This window comes from Ectobacillus funiculus, from assembly GCF_004138295.1.
GTDB classification, from domain to species: domain Bacteria; phylum Bacillota; class Bacilli; order Bacillales; family Bacillaceae_G; genus Ectobacillus; species Ectobacillus funiculus.
Genome location: NZ_SCFM01000006.1, coordinates 169,688 through 185,323, shown reverse-complemented (window position 1 = coordinate 185,323; position 15,636 = coordinate 169,688). Strand labels below are relative to the sequence as shown.

Annotated in this window: 17 protein-coding genes and 1 other annotated feature; all 17 genes read left to right on the top strand. The window is 44.1% G+C overall.

From position 1 onward, the window contains the following. Positions 1–29: 29 nt before the first annotated feature. Positions 30–1,199: a cell division protein FtsZ gene (gene ftsZ / locus EP737_RS05245; RefSeq protein ID WP_129726873.1), complete on the top strand. Its 1,170-nt coding sequence runs from the start codon at positions 30–32 to the stop codon at positions 1,197–1,199. A gap of 397 nt (positions 1,200–1,596) precedes the next feature. Continuing rightward, a complete protein-coding gene (gene spoIIGA, locus EP737_RS05240) occupies positions 1,597–2,514 on the top strand; it encodes a sigma-E processing peptidase SpoIIGA (RefSeq protein ID WP_129726872.1) in 918 nt (305 codons plus the stop codon). 23 nt (positions 2,515–2,537) lie between these two features. After that, positions 2,538–3,257 carry an RNA polymerase sporulation sigma factor SigE gene (gene sigE / locus EP737_RS05235; RefSeq protein ID WP_129726871.1) on the top strand — a complete coding sequence of 240 codons (720 nt, stop codon included), beginning with the start codon at positions 2,538–2,540 and terminating at the stop codon, positions 3,255–3,257. A 76-nt stretch (positions 3,258–3,333) separates the two neighbouring features. Continuing rightward, the gene (gene sigG, locus EP737_RS05230; protein ID WP_129726870.1) at positions 3,334–4,113 is read left to right on the top strand and encodes an RNA polymerase sporulation sigma factor SigG; all 780 of its coding nucleotides are present in this window, start codon (positions 3,334–3,336) and stop codon (positions 4,111–4,113) included. A gap of 119 nt (positions 4,114–4,232) precedes the next feature. Next, complete coding sequence (locus EP737_RS05225; RefSeq protein WP_129726869.1) at positions 4,233–4,511, top strand: YlmC/YmxH family sporulation protein; 279 nt, start codon at positions 4,233–4,235, stop codon at positions 4,509–4,511. A 259-nt stretch (positions 4,512–4,770) separates the two neighbouring features. After that, positions 4,771–5,577 (top strand): peptidoglycan editing factor PgeF, encoded by an 807-nt coding sequence (pgeF, locus tag EP737_RS05220; protein ID WP_129727061.1) that lies wholly within the window; start codon positions 4,771–4,773, stop codon positions 5,575–5,577. A 4-nt stretch (positions 5,578–5,581) separates the two neighbouring features. Next, entirely contained in the window at positions 5,582–6,250 is a 669-nt protein-coding gene (locus EP737_RS05215) for a YggS family pyridoxal phosphate-dependent enzyme (RefSeq protein ID WP_129726868.1), read from the top strand. A gap of 13 nt (positions 6,251–6,263) precedes the next feature. Next, a complete protein-coding gene (locus EP737_RS05210) occupies positions 6,264–6,710 on the top strand; it encodes a cell division protein SepF (RefSeq protein WP_129726867.1) in 447 nt (148 codons plus the stop codon). Between the two features lie 5 nt (positions 6,711–6,715). Next, entirely contained in the window at positions 6,716–6,979 is a 264-nt protein-coding gene (locus EP737_RS05205) for a YggT family protein (protein WP_129726866.1), read from the top strand. A gap of 13 nt (positions 6,980–6,992) precedes the next feature. Beyond that, entirely contained in the window at positions 6,993–7,766 is a 774-nt protein-coding gene (locus EP737_RS05200; protein WP_129726865.1) for a YlmH family RNA-binding protein, read from the top strand. An 85-nt stretch (positions 7,767–7,851) separates the two neighbouring features. Continuing rightward, the gene (locus EP737_RS05195; RefSeq protein ID WP_129726864.1) at positions 7,852–8,355 is read left to right on the top strand and encodes a DivIVA domain-containing protein; all 504 of its coding nucleotides are present in this window, start codon (positions 7,852–7,854) and stop codon (positions 8,353–8,355) included. 50 nt (positions 8,356–8,405) lie between these two features. Beyond that, positions 8,406–8,626: a binding site (T-box leader), on the top strand. A 56-nt stretch (positions 8,627–8,682) separates the two neighbouring features. Next, complete coding sequence (gene ileS, locus EP737_RS05190) at positions 8,683–11,448, top strand: isoleucine--tRNA ligase (protein ID WP_129726863.1); 2,766 nt, start codon at positions 8,683–8,685, stop codon at positions 11,446–11,448. 176 nt (positions 11,449–11,624) lie between these two features. Further along, positions 11,625–11,918 carry a TraR/DksA family transcriptional regulator gene (locus tag EP737_RS05185; RefSeq protein ID WP_129727060.1) on the top strand — a complete coding sequence of 98 codons (294 nt, stop codon included), beginning with the start codon at positions 11,625–11,627 and terminating at the stop codon, positions 11,916–11,918. A gap of 126 nt (positions 11,919–12,044) precedes the next feature. Further along, positions 12,045–12,503: a signal peptidase II gene (gene lspA, locus EP737_RS05180; RefSeq protein ID WP_129726862.1), complete on the top strand. Its 459-nt coding sequence runs from the start codon at positions 12,045–12,047 to the stop codon at positions 12,501–12,503. Between the two features lie 8 nt (positions 12,504–12,511). After that, positions 12,512–13,426, top strand: a complete 915-nt coding sequence (locus EP737_RS05175) for an RluA family pseudouridine synthase (protein ID WP_129726861.1) — start codon at positions 12,512–12,514, stop codon at positions 13,424–13,426. 204 nt (positions 13,427–13,630) lie between these two features. Further along, on the top strand, positions 13,631–14,167 hold the full coding sequence (gene pyrR, locus EP737_RS05165) for a bifunctional pyr operon transcriptional regulator/uracil phosphoribosyltransferase PyrR (RefSeq protein ID WP_129726859.1): 537 nt from the start codon (positions 13,631–13,633) through the stop codon (positions 14,165–14,167). A 138-nt stretch (positions 14,168–14,305) separates the two neighbouring features. Beyond that, complete coding sequence (locus EP737_RS05160; protein ID WP_129726858.1) at positions 14,306–15,565, top strand: solute carrier family 23 protein; 1,260 nt, start codon at positions 14,306–14,308, stop codon at positions 15,563–15,565. Positions 15,566–15,636 lie beyond the last annotated feature (71 nt).

Genomic DNA, 15,636 nt, shown 5'->3' with positions numbered 1-15,636 from the left:
AGAAAAATGAGGTTCTAGGGGGATTTTACATGTTAGAGTTTGATACTACGCAAGAATCAATGGCCAATATAAAAGTAATCGGTGTTGGAGGCGGCGGAAATAACGCTGTAAACCGTATGATTGAGCACGGTGTACAAGGCGTTGATTTTATCGCTGTTAATACAGATGCCCAGGCCCTTAATTTATCAAAAGCAGAAATTAGAATGCAAATTGGCGGAAAGCTTACAAGAGGACTAGGTGCTGGAGCGAATCCAGAGGTAGGAAAGAAAGCTGCTGAGGAAAGCAAAGAACAAATTCAAGAGGCGCTGCGCGGAGCGGACATGGTATTCGTAACAGCAGGAATGGGCGGCGGAACTGGTACAGGTGCTGCTCCCGTCATTGCGCAAGTGGCAAAGGAGCTTGGTGCGCTAACAGTAGGTGTTGTGACGCGCCCATTTACCTTTGAGGGTCGCAAGCGTGCAACACAAGCTGCTGCTGGAATCGCGGCTTTAAAGGAAAATGTTGATACACTTATCGTGATTCCGAATGACCGTTTGCTTGAAATCGTTGATAAGAACACGCCGATGCTTGAAGCGTTCCGCGAAGCGGATAACGTACTTCGTCAAGGGGTACAAGGTATCTCTGACTTAATTGCAGTACCTGGACTTATTAACCTGGATTTTGCAGACGTGAAAACAATTATGTCCAACAAAGGCTCCGCTCTCATGGGGATTGGTGTTGGGACAGGAGAAAGCCGTGCAGCAGAGGCAGCAAAGCGTGCGATTTCAAGTCCGCTCCTTGAGACGTCTATTGACGGCGCACAAGGTGTGTTAATGAACATTACAGGCGGAACGAACTTAAGCTTATACGAAGTGCAGGAGGCAGCCGATATCGTTGCATCTGCGTCTGATTTAGAAGTAAATATGATTTTTGGTTCTGTTATTAACGAGAACTTAAAGGATGAAATTGTTGTTACTGTTATTGCGACCGGCTTTGATGACTCCATTTCACTACAAATACCGCCAGCGAAACCATCGGCTCGTCCAGCTGTTAGCGGAGTGGCTCAGCAGCAGCCAGCAGCTCCACAGCCGCCACAGCAACCAGTCAAACCGATGCGGGAAGTGAAGCGTGAGGAACCTGTTTATAACGACATTCCTCGTAATCCACAGGTAGAGGATTTAGATATTCCAGCGTTTTTACGAAATCGTCGCAGACGATAAAGAAAAGTGAATATGGATGATAGAAGCAGCAAAAAGGCAAAGGGAACAAATCCCTTTGCCTTTTTGCCTTTACGCTTTAAGTGAGCAATGTTAGGAAGAACATATATGGACTTCACGAAAGCTATGCGTTTGATGTGAAACGTATTTGGCCGCAGAGGACTAGAGCTTTTTTAATACTTTAAGAAAGTATAAATTTCTAGCTGGAAGACAATTCGACGTAGTGAGAAATTTTAGGGAAAAAGTATAAGTAGGGCTCGCCAGTCGGCGAGTTTTTTTATGACTGACAGATTACGGGCAGAACTTGCAAAATAACAAAAAAAATCACACGATGAATTGACAGACTTTTCCATTCTATTTGTTTTATACTAGTCTCAACCGACCAAAAAGAGGTGAGTACTTGGTTGTCTATGCAGATGCAATATGGCTTTTAAATTTTTGCATTGATTGTCTTCTGCTCATGTTAACCGCAGTTGTGTTGAAGAAACGTGTGAAAAAGCGGCGTTTGCTGCTTGGAGCATGTATTGCTTCTACGATTGTTATCTTTGCTTTTACTCCTTATGCAGCTACGATGACGCAGCCGCTGATGAAGTTGTTGTATTCTGTACTTATTGTATATGCAACTTTTGGATTCACGAAGATTCGCACCTTTGTACAAACGCTGCTCATGTTTTATTTTGTTACATTTATGGTCGGCGGTGGGCTTATCGGAGTGCATTTTTTTATGCAAAGCAATCAGCTAATGGGAGGAGTTATATCTGCAAGAAGTCTTTCGTTTGGTGATCCTATTAGTTGGACACTAGTTGTATTTGGGTTTCCTCTTATGTATTACTTCTCCAAAAAGAGAATCAGCGAGATTGAAGTAACAGAAATTCGCTATGACCAAATTGTCAAAGTAGAGATTGCCATAAATGGAGCAGCTCTACAGCTTAGCGGGCTGATTGACAGCGGTAACCAGCTATACGATCCTCTCACAAAAACACCAGTTATGATTCTAGAAGCTGCTTGTGCCACAGAGCTGTTTCCAGATTGGCTCCTTCAGCAGGCTCAGCTTAAACAGGCGCTGCCTGAGTGGAATGAGAAAGAACCAGAGTGGGCAACGCGTCTTCGCATTGTACCGTACCGTGTTGTCGGGCAAAATCATGGCTTTTTGCTCGCTGTGAAGCCGGATGAAGTTCGCATTTATAAGGGGAACGAACTTCTTCGCGTTACGCGTATTCTCATCGGTTTATCTGATACGAAGCTTTCATCCGACCACGAATATTCATGTATTTTGCATCCGAAAATGTTTGTATCTGCTGACATTGTGTCTGCGTAATACGATGATTAGGAGGGGGAAATATGGCGAGTATTAGGCTGAAACTGACATATCTCTTGTATAAAGTATTAAGGAAACTTGGAATTAAGACCGATGAAATTTACTATATCGGCGGAAGTGAAGCGCTGCCACCTCCTTTAACAAAAGAAGAGGAAGAAATGCTTCTTGAGAAGCTGCCAAAAGGTGATGAAACTGCCCGTGCGCTGCTGATTGAAAGAAATTTGCGTCTCGTTGTGTACATAGCGAGAAAGTTTGAAAATACAGGTATTAACATTGAGGATTTAATTAGTATCGGCACGATTGGGCTGATCAAAGCGGTCAATACCTTTAATCCCGAGAAAAAGATTAAGCTCGCCACGTATGCTTCACGCTGTATTGAAAATGAAATTTTAATGCATTTAAGACGAAATAACAAAAATCGTTCCGAGGTGTCGTTTGATGAGCCGTTAAATATTGATTGGGACGGTAATGAGCTGCTGTTATCCGATGTACTTGGTACAGAGGATGATATTATTACAAAGGACTTAGAAGCCAATGTGAATCGGCATTTGCTTCTAAAGGCATTGCATCAGCTCAATGACAGAGAAAAGCAAATTATGGAGCTTCGCTTTGGCCTAGATGGCAGTGAAGAAAAAACACAAAAGGATGTTGCCGACATGCTTGGCATCTCACAATCGTATATTTCTCGCTTGGAAAAGCGCATTATTAAACGCCTTCGCAAGGAATTCAATAAAATGGTCTAGTATAGCTTGTGCATAAAATTCCCTCCTAAGGAGATACTTTACACTGTACAGCAACTCCCAGTAGGAGGGAAAGACAGTGACACGAAACAAAGTAGAAATTTGCGGTGTAGACACATCTAAACTTCCAGTACTGAAAAACGATGAAATGCGAAGGCTGTTTCAAGAAATGCAAGGCGGAGATAACAGCGCGAGAGAAAAATTGGTCAACGGCAACTTGCGGCTTGTCCTCAGTGTCATTCAGCGATTTAACAACAGAGGAGAGTTTGTTGACGATCTGTTCCAAGTCGGATGCATTGGACTCATGAAGTCGATTGATAACTTTGACTTGAGTCAAAACGTTAAATTTTCAACGTATGCTGTACCGATGATTATCGGAGAAATCCGAAGATATTTACGCGATAACAACCCGATTCGCGTGTCGCGTTCGCTGAGAGACATCGCCTATAAGGCGCTGCAGGTAAGAGAAAAGCTCATGGCAGAAAACTCCAAAGAGCCGACTGCGATGGATATTGCTGAGGTGCTTGGTGTAACGCATGAAGAAATTGTGTTTGCTCTAGATGCTATTCAAGATCCTGTTTCATTATTTGAGCCTATCTACAATGATGGTGGCGATCCTATTTTTGTGATGGACCAGCTTAGCGATGACAGGCAGCGTGATGAGCAATGGGTAGAGGAGCTTGCTTTAAAAGAGGGAATGAAGAGGCTGAACGATCGAGAGAAAATGATTATTCGCAAGCGATTTTTCCAAGGGAAAACACAAATGGAGGTCGCTGAGGAAATTGGAATATCGCAGGCGCAAGTCTCTCGTTTGGAGAAAAGTGCTATTAAACAAATGAATAAGACGATTCAAGGATAAGAGCCCGCCAATTTGGCGGGCTCTTCTTACTTTTTGACAAAGAACACATTCTCTATCTTTCTTCACCTTCTACCTGCTTCTTTCTCATCATATATTAAATATAAAAGGAGAGGATGTTCATGATTCGTATATCGGAGTTTCAGCTAAAAGATGTTGTGAATGTATCAGATGGAAGGAAGCTGGGGAATATTGGGGATATTGACATCGACCTTCATACAGGGAAGATTCAAGCGGTAATTATTGCAAAGCCAGGAAGAGGTCTTGGCTTGTTTGGAAAAGGTGAAGAAATTGTTGTACCGTGGAAGCATATTGTGAAAATTGGGGAGGATGTTATTTTGGTGCGCGCTTCTAACAGCGAGCCATCGCCAAGCCCAATACAAACAACGACACTTTCATGAAATTTATTACAAATTGTTCTTTTTTTTTATGTTATCCTTATGGAAAAATAAAAGTATGGTAAAATAGACAACAAGTACCATAAATTTTATGCCAGTAAGATGTGTTAGCTTTACGCTACTTAGATAAGACGATTATGATAAGAAAAGGAGGAAGTGCAGGAGAAGTGTTGGCGAAGGCCAACGAATATTCCTCCCCCGCTTGCTTATTGGGCTACGCCCTTCACAGATTTTGAGGTAAGGGTCTCCTGTGCGAATATTGATGAACCAAGAGCCGTTTCAATACAGAGAAGAAATGCTGTATCTAGCTGGATGGGAAGATGTAATAGCCGGGTTTACAACGCGTGAGGGCGGTGTAAGCAATGGATACTTCTCCTCCCTGAATCTAGGGCTGCATGTGGGAGATGAGGAAGCTGCGGTGCAAGAGAATCGGCGCATCCTTGCTTCCCGCCTGCATTTCCCATTACATACGTGGATTTGCTCCGAGCAAGTGCATGACAACAAGGTGGAAAGAGTTGGCGATGCTGAGCGCGGAAAAGGCGTCTATTCCTACGCGGATGGTGTGCCGGGTACAGATGGCATATATACAAAGGAATCCGGCGTTTTTCTTACATCCTGTTACGCGGATTGCGTCCCTCTCTACTTTTATGCACCAAAGCATCAGTTGATAGGTCTGGCGCATGCGGGATGGAAGGGAACTGCAAAGGGAATTGCACGTGAAATGCTTCGGAAATGGCAGCAGGATGAAGGGGTTTCCCCTTCTGATGTGCTTGTGGCTATCGGTCCGTCGATTGGCGGATGCTGCTATGTTGTTGATGACCGTGTGCTTGAAGAAATGAAGCTGCAGCTGCAAGGAGCTGTTCCGCATCGGATGATTTCAAAGGGGCAATATGCGCTGGATTTAAAAGAAATCAACCGTCTGATTTTCTTGCAGGAAGGACTCAAGGAGAAGAATATTGCTGTTTCTTCGTTTTGTACGAGCTGCGAGGAGGCGCTCTTTTTCTCGCATCGCCGCGATCAGGGGAAAACAGGCCGTATGCTTAGTTTTATTGGGTTTAAGGAGGTTTAGGCAGTTGACAGTACAAGAGAATTACATGCGTGTCAAACAGAATATTGAAGAGGCCTGCAAACGGTCAGGTCGCTCTATAGAGGATGTAACCGTTGTGGCGGTAACAAAAACAGTAGGAATTGAGAAAACAAGGGAGGTGCTTGCAAGCGGGATTGAGCATCTTGGCGAAAATCGAAATGAAGGATTTTTGCCGAAATATGAAGTGATTGGAGCGGATGCCGTTTGGCACTTCATCGGATCTCTTCAAACGCGAAAGGTAAAGGATATAATCAATCAAATTCATTATTTGCATTCGCTTGATCGTATCTCGCTTGCACAGGAGATCCAAAAGCGGGCTGAGCACCGCATCTCTTGCTTCGTACAGGTGAAAACATCGAATGAAGAAACAAAGCAGGGGCTTGAGCCAAATGAGCTGCTGCCATTTATTCAGGAACTTGCCTCTTTTGATCGCATACATGTTGTAGGGCTGATGACAATGGCTCCTCATACTAGTGATGAAGAAGAAATCCGAACATGCTTCCAACTGCTCAAGAAGCTGCAGCAAGATGTACAAGCGTTAGATATACCGCATGCCCCTTGCAGAGAACTATCAATGGGTATGTCTAATGATTATGCCATCGCAGTAGAAGAGGGAGCGACATATATTCGCTTAGGAACAATTTTAGTAGGATAAAGGGGGAAAAGCTATGAGTTGGACAAAGGTCAAAGATTTCTTCTTTGACACGCCGGAGGAACAAGAAGCACGGATTTTGTATGAGGGAGAGAGAGAACGATCTATGGACGAAGATATCCAGCTGCCAAAAGCGCCGCAAAAACAAAATGTAGTAAGTATTGAGAAGGCGAAGCAGGGTGCTAAGGTAGTACTGCTTGAGCCGCGCACTTATGCTGAGGCACAGGCTATCGCCGACCATTTAAAAGGACGCCGTGCCGTTGTGATGAATCTGCAGCGTATGCCGACGGATCAGGCGCTTCGGATGGTGGACTTTATGAGCGGTACAGTGTACGCAATCGGCGGTGATATTCAAAAATTGGGTGTGAGAACCTTTTTATGTACACCGGACAATGTAGATATTCTTGGATCGATTTCCGAATTGCTCGGTGAGTCAGAAGAATCCAACAATAAAAGGTGGTAAGCATCATGAGCGTTGTGTTGAATGCTTTATTTTTACTATTTGATATCTATTACTACGCTTTAATCGTATATATTTTACTTTCTTGGCTGCCGGGTGCACGAGACTCAAGTTTTGGACACTTTTTGGCTCGCATTTGCGATCCGTATTTAGAGCCGTTTCGCCGCTTCATTCCGCCGCTTGGCATGATTGATATTTCACCAATTGTAGCCATTCTTGTTTTACGCTTTGCGAAAATTGGTTTGGCTCGTTTAGTAGAGATGATTTTGTAATTGGGAGAATACTATGAGCATTTATGATCATTTTCGCGCTGAAGAGGCCGTCCTTGTTGATCAAGCATTGGAGTGGAAAGAGGCGGCTGAGCAGTATCATAAAATGAAATTGACGGATTTTCTTGATCCGCGTGAGCAGCAAATTCTGTCTGTTATCATTGGCAGTCAATCAGATGCCTCTGTGCAATTCTTTGGTGCGTTTGAACAAGCCGAACGAAAGAGAGCGCTTATTTATCCGTCCTATATCCAGCCTGAACCCCAGGAATTTCAAGTGGAAACGCTTGAAATTTCATATGCATCTAAATTCCATACGATTGAGCATCGACAAGTACTCGGGGCACTTATGTCCCTTGGTATGAAGCGGGGGAAGTACGGCGATATTGTTTTGCAGCAGGAACGGATTCAACTGGCCGTGGCACAAGAGGTGACAGAGTATATTCGCCTGAATTTACAAGCTGTCGGGAAGGCGAATATTTCGTTATCACCCGTTTCGTCAGAGAATATTTTACATCAGCAGGAGGAATGGCTGGAGAAATCGGGTACTGTATCTTCCATGCGTCTAGATGTTTTAATTGCTGAAATATTTAATCTGTCCAGACAGAAAGTTTCTCCGCTCATTAAAAACGGCCTTGTCAAGGTGAATTGGAAGGTTGTAGAGCAGCCCGCATATGAGTGCTATGCAGGAGATGCCTTTTCTGTCCGGGGATACGGACGGGGGAAGCTGCTGTCGGTAGACGGAAAATCAAAACGCGATAAATGGAGAATCTTATACGGACTGCGAAAATAAGCGGGCTGCGGGAAGGAAACACTTTTGTTTTGTCGAACACATATATCAAACTGTATTTTTAGATGACTACTTGGAGGTGGCATAGGTGCCTTTAACACCGTTAGATATTCATAACAAAGAATTTGGCCGCGGCTTTCGCGGTTATGATGAGGATGAAGTAAACGAATTTTTAGACCAGGTTATTAAGGACTACGAGCTGGTTCTCCGCGAGAAAAAAATATTAGAGGAAAAGGCGGCAGATTTGGAACAACGTATTCATCATTTCTCCTCCATTGAAGACACGCTAAATAAATCCATTTTAATTGCGCAGGAAGCGGCGGAAGAGGTCAAGCGGAATGCACAAAAAGAGGCAAAGCTTATCATTCGCGAGGCGGAAAAAAATGCGGATCGCATTATTAATGAAGCGCTTGTCAAGTCAAGAAAGGTTTCTTTTGATATTGAGGAATTGAAAAAGCAATCGAAGGTGTTTCGCACACGTTTTCGCATGCTGTTAGAAGCGCAGCTCGATATGCTTAGCAATGATGATTGGGATCAGCTGATGGAGCTTGAGGAATCTCAATTGTTAAAGCGTGAAGAAGCATCCTTGTAAGCTTGACGTTTTCACGAGAATTACATATAATTCAATAACAAATAGTATCGATAAATACGGAGATAGGGACAAGTACTTTTTTACATCCTTACATAGCGAACTGGGGAAGGTGAGAGCCCGGTTAAGGAGAAAAAAGGAATATCACCCTGGAGTTCCGCGCTGAACCAATCAGTAAGCGCAGGCGTGCATTCGCGTTACGAATATGAAGTGGATACAGGCATACGTCTGTATTTATAAGGGTGGTACCGCGGGAGACCTTCTCGTCCCTTTTTGGGGATGAGGAGGTCTTTTTTTTGTGCCTATTTCTAAAATATTAGGAGGATTACTATGGAGTATAAAGACACATTATTAATGCCGCAAACAGATTTTCCGATGCGCGGCAATTTGCCGAAGCGCGAGCCGGATGTCCAGGCGAAATGGGCTGATATGAACATTTACGAAAAGGTGCAAGAGCGTACGAAGGATCGTCCGCTATTTGTACTGCATGATGGACCGCCGTATGCAAATGGTGACATCCATATGGGTCACGCATTAAACAAGGTGTTAAAGGATTTTATCGTTCGCTATAAATCAATGAGCGGCTATAACGCACCGTATGTTCCAGGCTGGGATACGCATGGACTTCCGATTGAGCAGGCGTTAACGAATAAAGGCGTAAAGCGCAAGGAAATGACAATTGCCGAGTTCCGTAAGCTCTGTGAAGAATATGCGTATGAGCAAGTCGATCGTCAGCGCCAGCAGTTCCTTCGCCTAGGTGTTCGCGGTGACTGGTGGAATCCGTACATCACATTAAAGCCGGAATATGAAGCGCAGCAGATTAAAGTATTCGGTGATATGGCGAAAAAGGGCTATATTTATAAGGGCTTAAAGCCAGTATACTGGTCTCCGACAAGCGAATCAGCACTAGCTGAAGCTGAAATTGAGTATAAGGATAAAAAATCTCCTTCCATTTACGTAGCATTTGATGTGAAGGATGGAAAAGGCGTGCTAGAGGGCGATGAGAAGTTTGTCATTTGGACGACAACGCCATGGACCATTCCGGCGAACCTTGGTATTTCCATCCATCCGGAGTTAGACTATAGCGTAGTGAAAGCTGGCGGTGCGAAATATATTATTGCTTCGGCGCTACTAGAGTCTGTGGCAAATACAATCGGTTGGGAAAACCCTGAGGTTGTTAGAACATTAAAGGGAAGCGAAATGGAGTATATTGTAGCGAAGCATCCGCTGTATGGCCGTGATTCCCTCATTATGCTTGGGGAGCATGTTACAACAGATGCGGGTACGGGCTGCGTACACACGGCGCCGGGCCACGGGGAAGATGACTTTATTGTTGGTCAAAAATACGGTCTGGATGTGCTATGTCCGGTTGATGACAAAGGCTGCATGACTAAGGATGCGCCAGGCTTTGAAGGGCTGTTTTATGAAGAGGCAAATAAACCAATCGGCCAAAAGCTGGAAGAGGTGGGAGCGCTACTGAAGCTAAGCTTTATTACACACTCCTATCCGCATGATTGGAGAACGAAAAAGCCAATCATTTTCCGGGCGACGGCACAGTGGTTTGCGTCTATTGCTGCGTTCCGCGGTGAATTGCTGCAGGCTGTAGAGGAAACAAAATGGGTACCGGCATGGGGAGAAACACGCCTGTATAATATGGTGCGCGATCGCGGTGATTGGTGTATTTCCCGTCAACGTGCATGGGGTGTTCCAATTCCGGTATTTTATGCAGAAAATGACGAAGCTATCATTACAGATGAGACAATTCAACATGTAGCTGCTCTTTTCCGTGAGCATGGTTCAAACGTATGGTTCCAGCGCGAAGCAAAAGATTTGCTTCCAGAAGGCTTTACACATCCAGGCAGTCCGAACGGCCGCTTCCGTAAAGAAACGGATATTATGGATGTTTGGTTTGACTCCGGTTCTTCTCATCAGGCTGTACTAGAAGAGCGTGATGATCTGCAGCGTCCAGCAGACTTGTATTTAGAGGGCTCTGACCAATATCGCGGCTGGTTTAACTCCTCCTTGTCAACTGCAGTGGCAGTAACAGGAAAAGCACCGTATAAAGGTGTATTGAGTCATGGTTTTGTCTTAGACGGAGAAGGCCGCAAAATGAGTAAATCCATTGGAAACGTCGTAGTTCCGCAAAAGATTATGGATCAATTGGGCGGGGATATTCTTCGTTTATGGGTTGCGTCCGTTGATTATCAATCCGACGTACGTATTTCTAATGATATCTTAAAGCAGGTTGCAGAAGTATACCGCAAAATCCGTAATACGTTCCGTTTCTTGCTTGGAAATCTATTTGATTTCAAGCCAAGTCAGCACGCAGTAAGCGTTGAGCAGCTTCGTGAAGTGGATCGCTATATGCTTGTGAAGCTCAACAACCTAATCAATAAAGTAAAAGGTGCGTACGAAACATACGATTTCGCAGGAATGTATCACGCGCTTCATAATTTCTGTACGATTGATTTAAGTGCGTTTTATCTAGATTTTGCTAAAGATATTTTATATATCGAGGGCACTGATAATAGCGATCGTCGTGCGATCCAAACGGTATTATACGAGGTGCTTGTGGCATTAACGAAGCTCGTTTCCCCTGTTTTACCGCATACTGCTGATGAAGTATGGGAGTATGTGCCTGAGGTAAGCGAGGAAAGCGTCCAGCTCACGGATATGCCGGAAGCGGTGGAAGTGGCAAATGCTGAAGGACTGCAAAGCAAGTGGGATGCGTTTTTAAGTTTACGCGATGATGTGTTAAAGGCGCTTGAGGAGGCGCGTAACGCAAAAATTATTGGTAAATCACTAAACGCAAGCATCACCTTGTATCCAACAAAGGAAATGCATGCGTTGCTCGCATCGATTCAAGAGGATGTGAAGCAGTTGTTTATCGTATCTGGATTCCAGGTTGCGGGAACAATTGAGGAAGCACCAGCTGAAGCACATAAATACGAGCACACTGCTGTTATTGTAAAGCAGGCAGAAGGCGAAACGTGTGAACGCTGCTGGACTGTTTCTACGGAAGTAGGCCAAGACAACGAGCATCCGACTCTATGTCTGCGCTGTGCGACTGTTGTCAAAGAAAACTATGTGAAGTAAAAAAAGGGGATTAACTCATCTGCGTATGGGTTAATCCCTTTTTGTACCTTATAGGAAAAACTTGTACCTTGTAAGAGCGGACTTTTCGGACAAACTAAAGCTACGTTAAACGGTGATGGAGGGATGACAGCGTGAATATTGCAACATACTTTGAAATTAAGTATGAGCTTGAGTTGATGAAACGCGAGTTAAAGGCACGGCTAAAACAGGAACAAAACCGTTTATACAGGATGGAAACAAGCGAGGAATATGGCCTAGTAATGTCTGAAGAGGAAGCGAAACGAAAAACACTGCTGCACCATATTCAAGAGGATTTAAAGGACGTAGAGCGGGCTTTATTGAAAATGGAAATAGGAATGTATGGTGTTTGTGAGGAAACAGGAAAGCTTCTGCCGCTAGAGCAGCTCCGGATTATGCCCACAGCACGAACAGCTAATGAACTTTTATATGAACGCTTAAAAACAGTATAGGGAAAAATGACATTGTTATTATATACGTCGTGTTACATTTTATTCCCCGGATGAAGCCATTCATTGTGAAATGCTTAGACGTATGCTACACTTTTGAAGTATACTGTCATGGCGGGGGAAAGAAGAATGATATATTATTTAATGGCGCTAGTTGTACTAGCAATCGATCAGTTCACAAAATGGCTCATCGTAAAAAATATGGAGCTGGGTGAGAGCATTCCGATCATTGATAATGTGCTGTACATAACGTCTCACCGAAATCGTGGAGCTGCATGGGGAATGTTACAAAATCAAATGTGGTTCTTCTATATCATCACAGTCGTTTTTGTAATTGGGGTTATCTATTATATACAAAAGTACGGGAAGCGGGACAAGTTTTTAGGATTGGCGCTGGCGCTCATTTTAGGCGGAGCAATCGGAAATTTCATCGATCGTGTATGGCGGAAAGAGGTAGTGGATTTTATCCACACGTATATTTTTTCTTACAACTTTCCGGTGTTTAATGTCGCTGATTCCGCGCTTTGCATTGGGGTGGCGCTCATCCTGATTCAAACGCTGCTTGAAGGCAAGAAAGCGAAGGAGTAGAAAAAAGTATGCAAGAGGTTGTAGAGCAAAAGGTAACAGACGAGCAGAATAAAGAGAGAATTGATAAGATTGTTGCGGGCATGAACGCGGAATGGTCACGTTCGCAAGTGCAGCAATGGATTAAAGACGGAGTTGTCACTGTTAATGGGCAAGCCGTGAAAGGAAATTATAAAGCGAAAACAGGAGATGACATTACTGTTACAGTGCCGGAGCCAGAGGTGCTTGACGTATTACCAGAACCAATGGATCTGGAGATTTATTATGAGGATCGTGATGTGCTTGTTGTGAACAAGCCGCGCGGTATGGTCGTGCATCCGGCGCCAGGTCATGTAACGGGCACGCTTGTAAATGGCTTAATGTATCATTGTCAAGACTTGTCGGGCATTAATGGGGTGATGCGCCCAGGAATTGTGCATCGCATTGATAAGGATACATCTGGCTTATTAATGGTTGCAAAAAACGATATGGCGCACGAGTCACTTGTGAACCAGCTTGTAGCAAAGACGGTCACAAGACGATACAAAGCGATTGTGCACGGGGTAATCGCGCATGATACGGGAACAATTGACGCGCCGATTGGTCGTGATAAAGTAGACCGTCAAAGCATGACAATTGATGAAAATGGCAAGCACGCTGTTACACATTTTCGCGTTCTCGAGCGCTTTAAGGATTTTACGTATGTAGAATGTCAACTTGAAACGGGACGAACACATCAAATTCGCGTTCATATGAAATATATCGGTTATCCGCTTGCGGGAGACCCGAAATATGGTCCAAAGAAAACACTTGATATTGATGGTCAAGCGCTTCATGCTGGTATTTTAGGCTTTACTCATCCTCGAACAGAGGAGTACATAGAGTTTGAAGCACCTCTTCCACAAGATTTCGCACATCTGCTTGAATATTTGCATCGATTATCTTGACAGGTTAAAGAAATATTGAGATAATGTTAGCAACTTAATAAGTCCTTTAACGCAGCCCCGTGAGGTTGAGAAGGAGACGGTTTGAAAGAAATAGGGTGATGTATGCCCTTTTTCGAAGGTCCTCTTGCGCACGCGGCGAGAGGACCTTTTTTTTGTAGAAAAACGATAGTTTCCTGACGATAACAGCCTAGGGGTGAAACAAAAGTGACGGAAAAAGCGGTTGTATTGGATGAACAAATGGTTCGTCGCGCTTTAATACGCATTAGCCATGAAATTGTAGAGCGCAATAAAGGAATAGAGGAGCTTGTTCTCGTTGGCATTAAAACGAGAGGAATTTTTCTAGCAAAACGTTTGGCACAGCGGATTGAGCAATTTGAGGGAAAAGCAGTTGCGATTGGGGAACTAGATATCACGTTGTATCGTGATGATTTGACGCTTCAACAAGATAACGATCCACTCGTGAAGGGTTCAGACATTCCCATCGATATTACCAATAAAAAAGTCGTGCTCGTAGATGATGTACTATATACGGGCAGAACAGTACGCGCTGCAATGGACGCACTTATGGATATAGGAAGACCTTCACAAATTCAATTGGCAGTGCTTGTCGATCGCGGTCACCGCGAATTGCCGATTCGCGCCGATTATGTCGGCAAAAACATTCCAACATCCAGCGAGGAGCGGATAGTTGTAGCTCTGAGCGAAGTGGATATAGAAGATAAAGTGAGTATATACTACTAGTAATGCCCTTTTAAAAGCAGTCCTGTGAGACTGTCAAAGGGTCTTTGCTTCCGTATGCCTTGTACGCGCATATGGATGTACGGGACTCTTTGTGTAACGGACGCAAAGAGTTTTTTTATGAGGAGGATTTCTGTTTTTATGCAAAAACCAGCACTTGACATCCATGAAATACCGAGTCCAGGAAAGTGGTTCTTACTAAGCATTCAGCACTTATTTGCCATGTTTGGCTCAACAGTTCTCGTCCCTTTCCTAACAGGACTAGATCCAGCAATTGCCCTGATTACAAGCGGGATTGGAACGCTTACCTTCATCTTAATTACAAAAGGACAAATGCCTTCGTATCTAGGTTCATCCTTTGCGTTTATCGCGCCGATTATTGCAGCAAAAGCATCCGGAGGGCCAGGAGCCGCGATGATGGGAGCCTTTCTAGCGGGACTTGTCTACTCCATTGTTGCTATTATCATTAAAAGGTTGGGCTCCGGCTGGATAATGAAGCTATTGCCGTCCGTTGTTGTAGGCCCCGTCATTATGGTAATCGGGCTTGGGCTTGCAGCTACAGCAGTTAATATGGCGATGAATGACGCAGACGGAAAATACAGCTTAACGAACTTTTCAGTTGCTCTCGTAACACTTGCCATTACAATTGTTTTCTCAATTTTCGGAAGAGGCTTTTTTAGCATCATCCCTGTTCTGCTAGGCATTATCGGCGGATACGCATTCGCCTATACACAAGGTCTCGTAGATTTTCAAAAAGTAATTGATGCAAAATGGTTTGCGGTACCAGATTTTACAATTCCATTTTTAACATATACACCGGGAATTTCCTGGACTATTATTCTTCTGATGGTTCCAGTAGCGGTTGTAACAATATCGGAGCATATCGGACACCAAATTGTCCTTGGCAATGTAATAAACCGTGATTTGTTTCAAAAGCCAGGCCTGCACCGTTCCTTACTAGGTGATGGAGTAGCGACAATGCTGGCCTCTCTTCTTGGAGGACCGCCGAGCGTTACATACGGCGAAAACATTGGTGTACTCGCGATCACACGTGCATACAGCGTATATTTATTCGTGGGTTCGGCAGTAATGGCAATCGTATTCGGGTTTGTGGGGAAAATTTCCGCGCTTATTAGCACGATTCCGACACCGGTTATGGGCGGTGTATCGATCCTCTTATTCGGAATTATCGCATCAAGCGGCTTGCGGACAATGATTGACGATAAAATAGATTTTGGCGAAAAACGCAACCTAGTGATTGCTTCTGTCATTCTTGTTCTTGGAATTGGTGGAGCAGTGATTCATATCGGCCAATCGTTCCAAGTAGAGGGCATGGCACTTTCCGCGATTATCGGTGTGCTTTTAAACCTTGTTCTCCCCGAGGCAAAAAAGGGAGAGTAATCCAATACAAAAAAATAGCATAATCACCTTTTAAGGAAGTCCCGTGAGACTTGAAAGGGTGTAAAAAATGG

Coding starts and splice junctions, on each gene's coding strand:
- pgeF (WP_129727061.1), top strand. CDS start 4,771: ATGAACCAAGAGCCGTTTCAATACAGAGAAGAAATGCTGTATCTAGCT.
- sigE (WP_129726871.1), top strand. CDS start 2,538: ATGGCGAGTATTAGGCTGAAACTGACATATCTCTTGTATAAAGTATTA.
- lspA (WP_129726862.1), top strand. CDS start 12,045: ATGATATATTATTTAATGGCGCTAGTTGTACTAGCAATCGATCAGTTC.
- ftsZ (WP_129726873.1), top strand. CDS start 30: ATGTTAGAGTTTGATACTACGCAAGAATCAATGGCCAATATAAAAGTA.
- ileS (WP_129726863.1), top strand. CDS start 8,683: ATGGAGTATAAAGACACATTATTAATGCCGCAAACAGATTTTCCGATG.
- EP737_RS05175 (WP_129726861.1), top strand. CDS start 12,512: ATGCAAGAGGTTGTAGAGCAAAAGGTAACAGACGAGCAGAATAAAGAG.
- EP737_RS05225 (WP_129726869.1), top strand. CDS start 4,233: ATGATTCGTATATCGGAGTTTCAGCTAAAAGATGTTGTGAATGTATCA.
- EP737_RS05160 (WP_129726858.1), top strand. CDS start 14,306: ATGCAAAAACCAGCACTTGACATCCATGAAATACCGAGTCCAGGAAAG.
- EP737_RS05185 (WP_129727060.1), top strand. CDS start 11,625: ATGAAACGCGAGTTAAAGGCACGGCTAAAACAGGAACAAAACCGTTTA.
- EP737_RS05210 (WP_129726867.1), top strand. CDS start 6,264: ATGAGTTGGACAAAGGTCAAAGATTTCTTCTTTGACACGCCGGAGGAA.
- EP737_RS05205 (WP_129726866.1), top strand. CDS start 6,716: ATGAGCGTTGTGTTGAATGCTTTATTTTTACTATTTGATATCTATTAC.
- EP737_RS05200 (WP_129726865.1), top strand. CDS start 6,993: ATGAGCATTTATGATCATTTTCGCGCTGAAGAGGCCGTCCTTGTTGAT.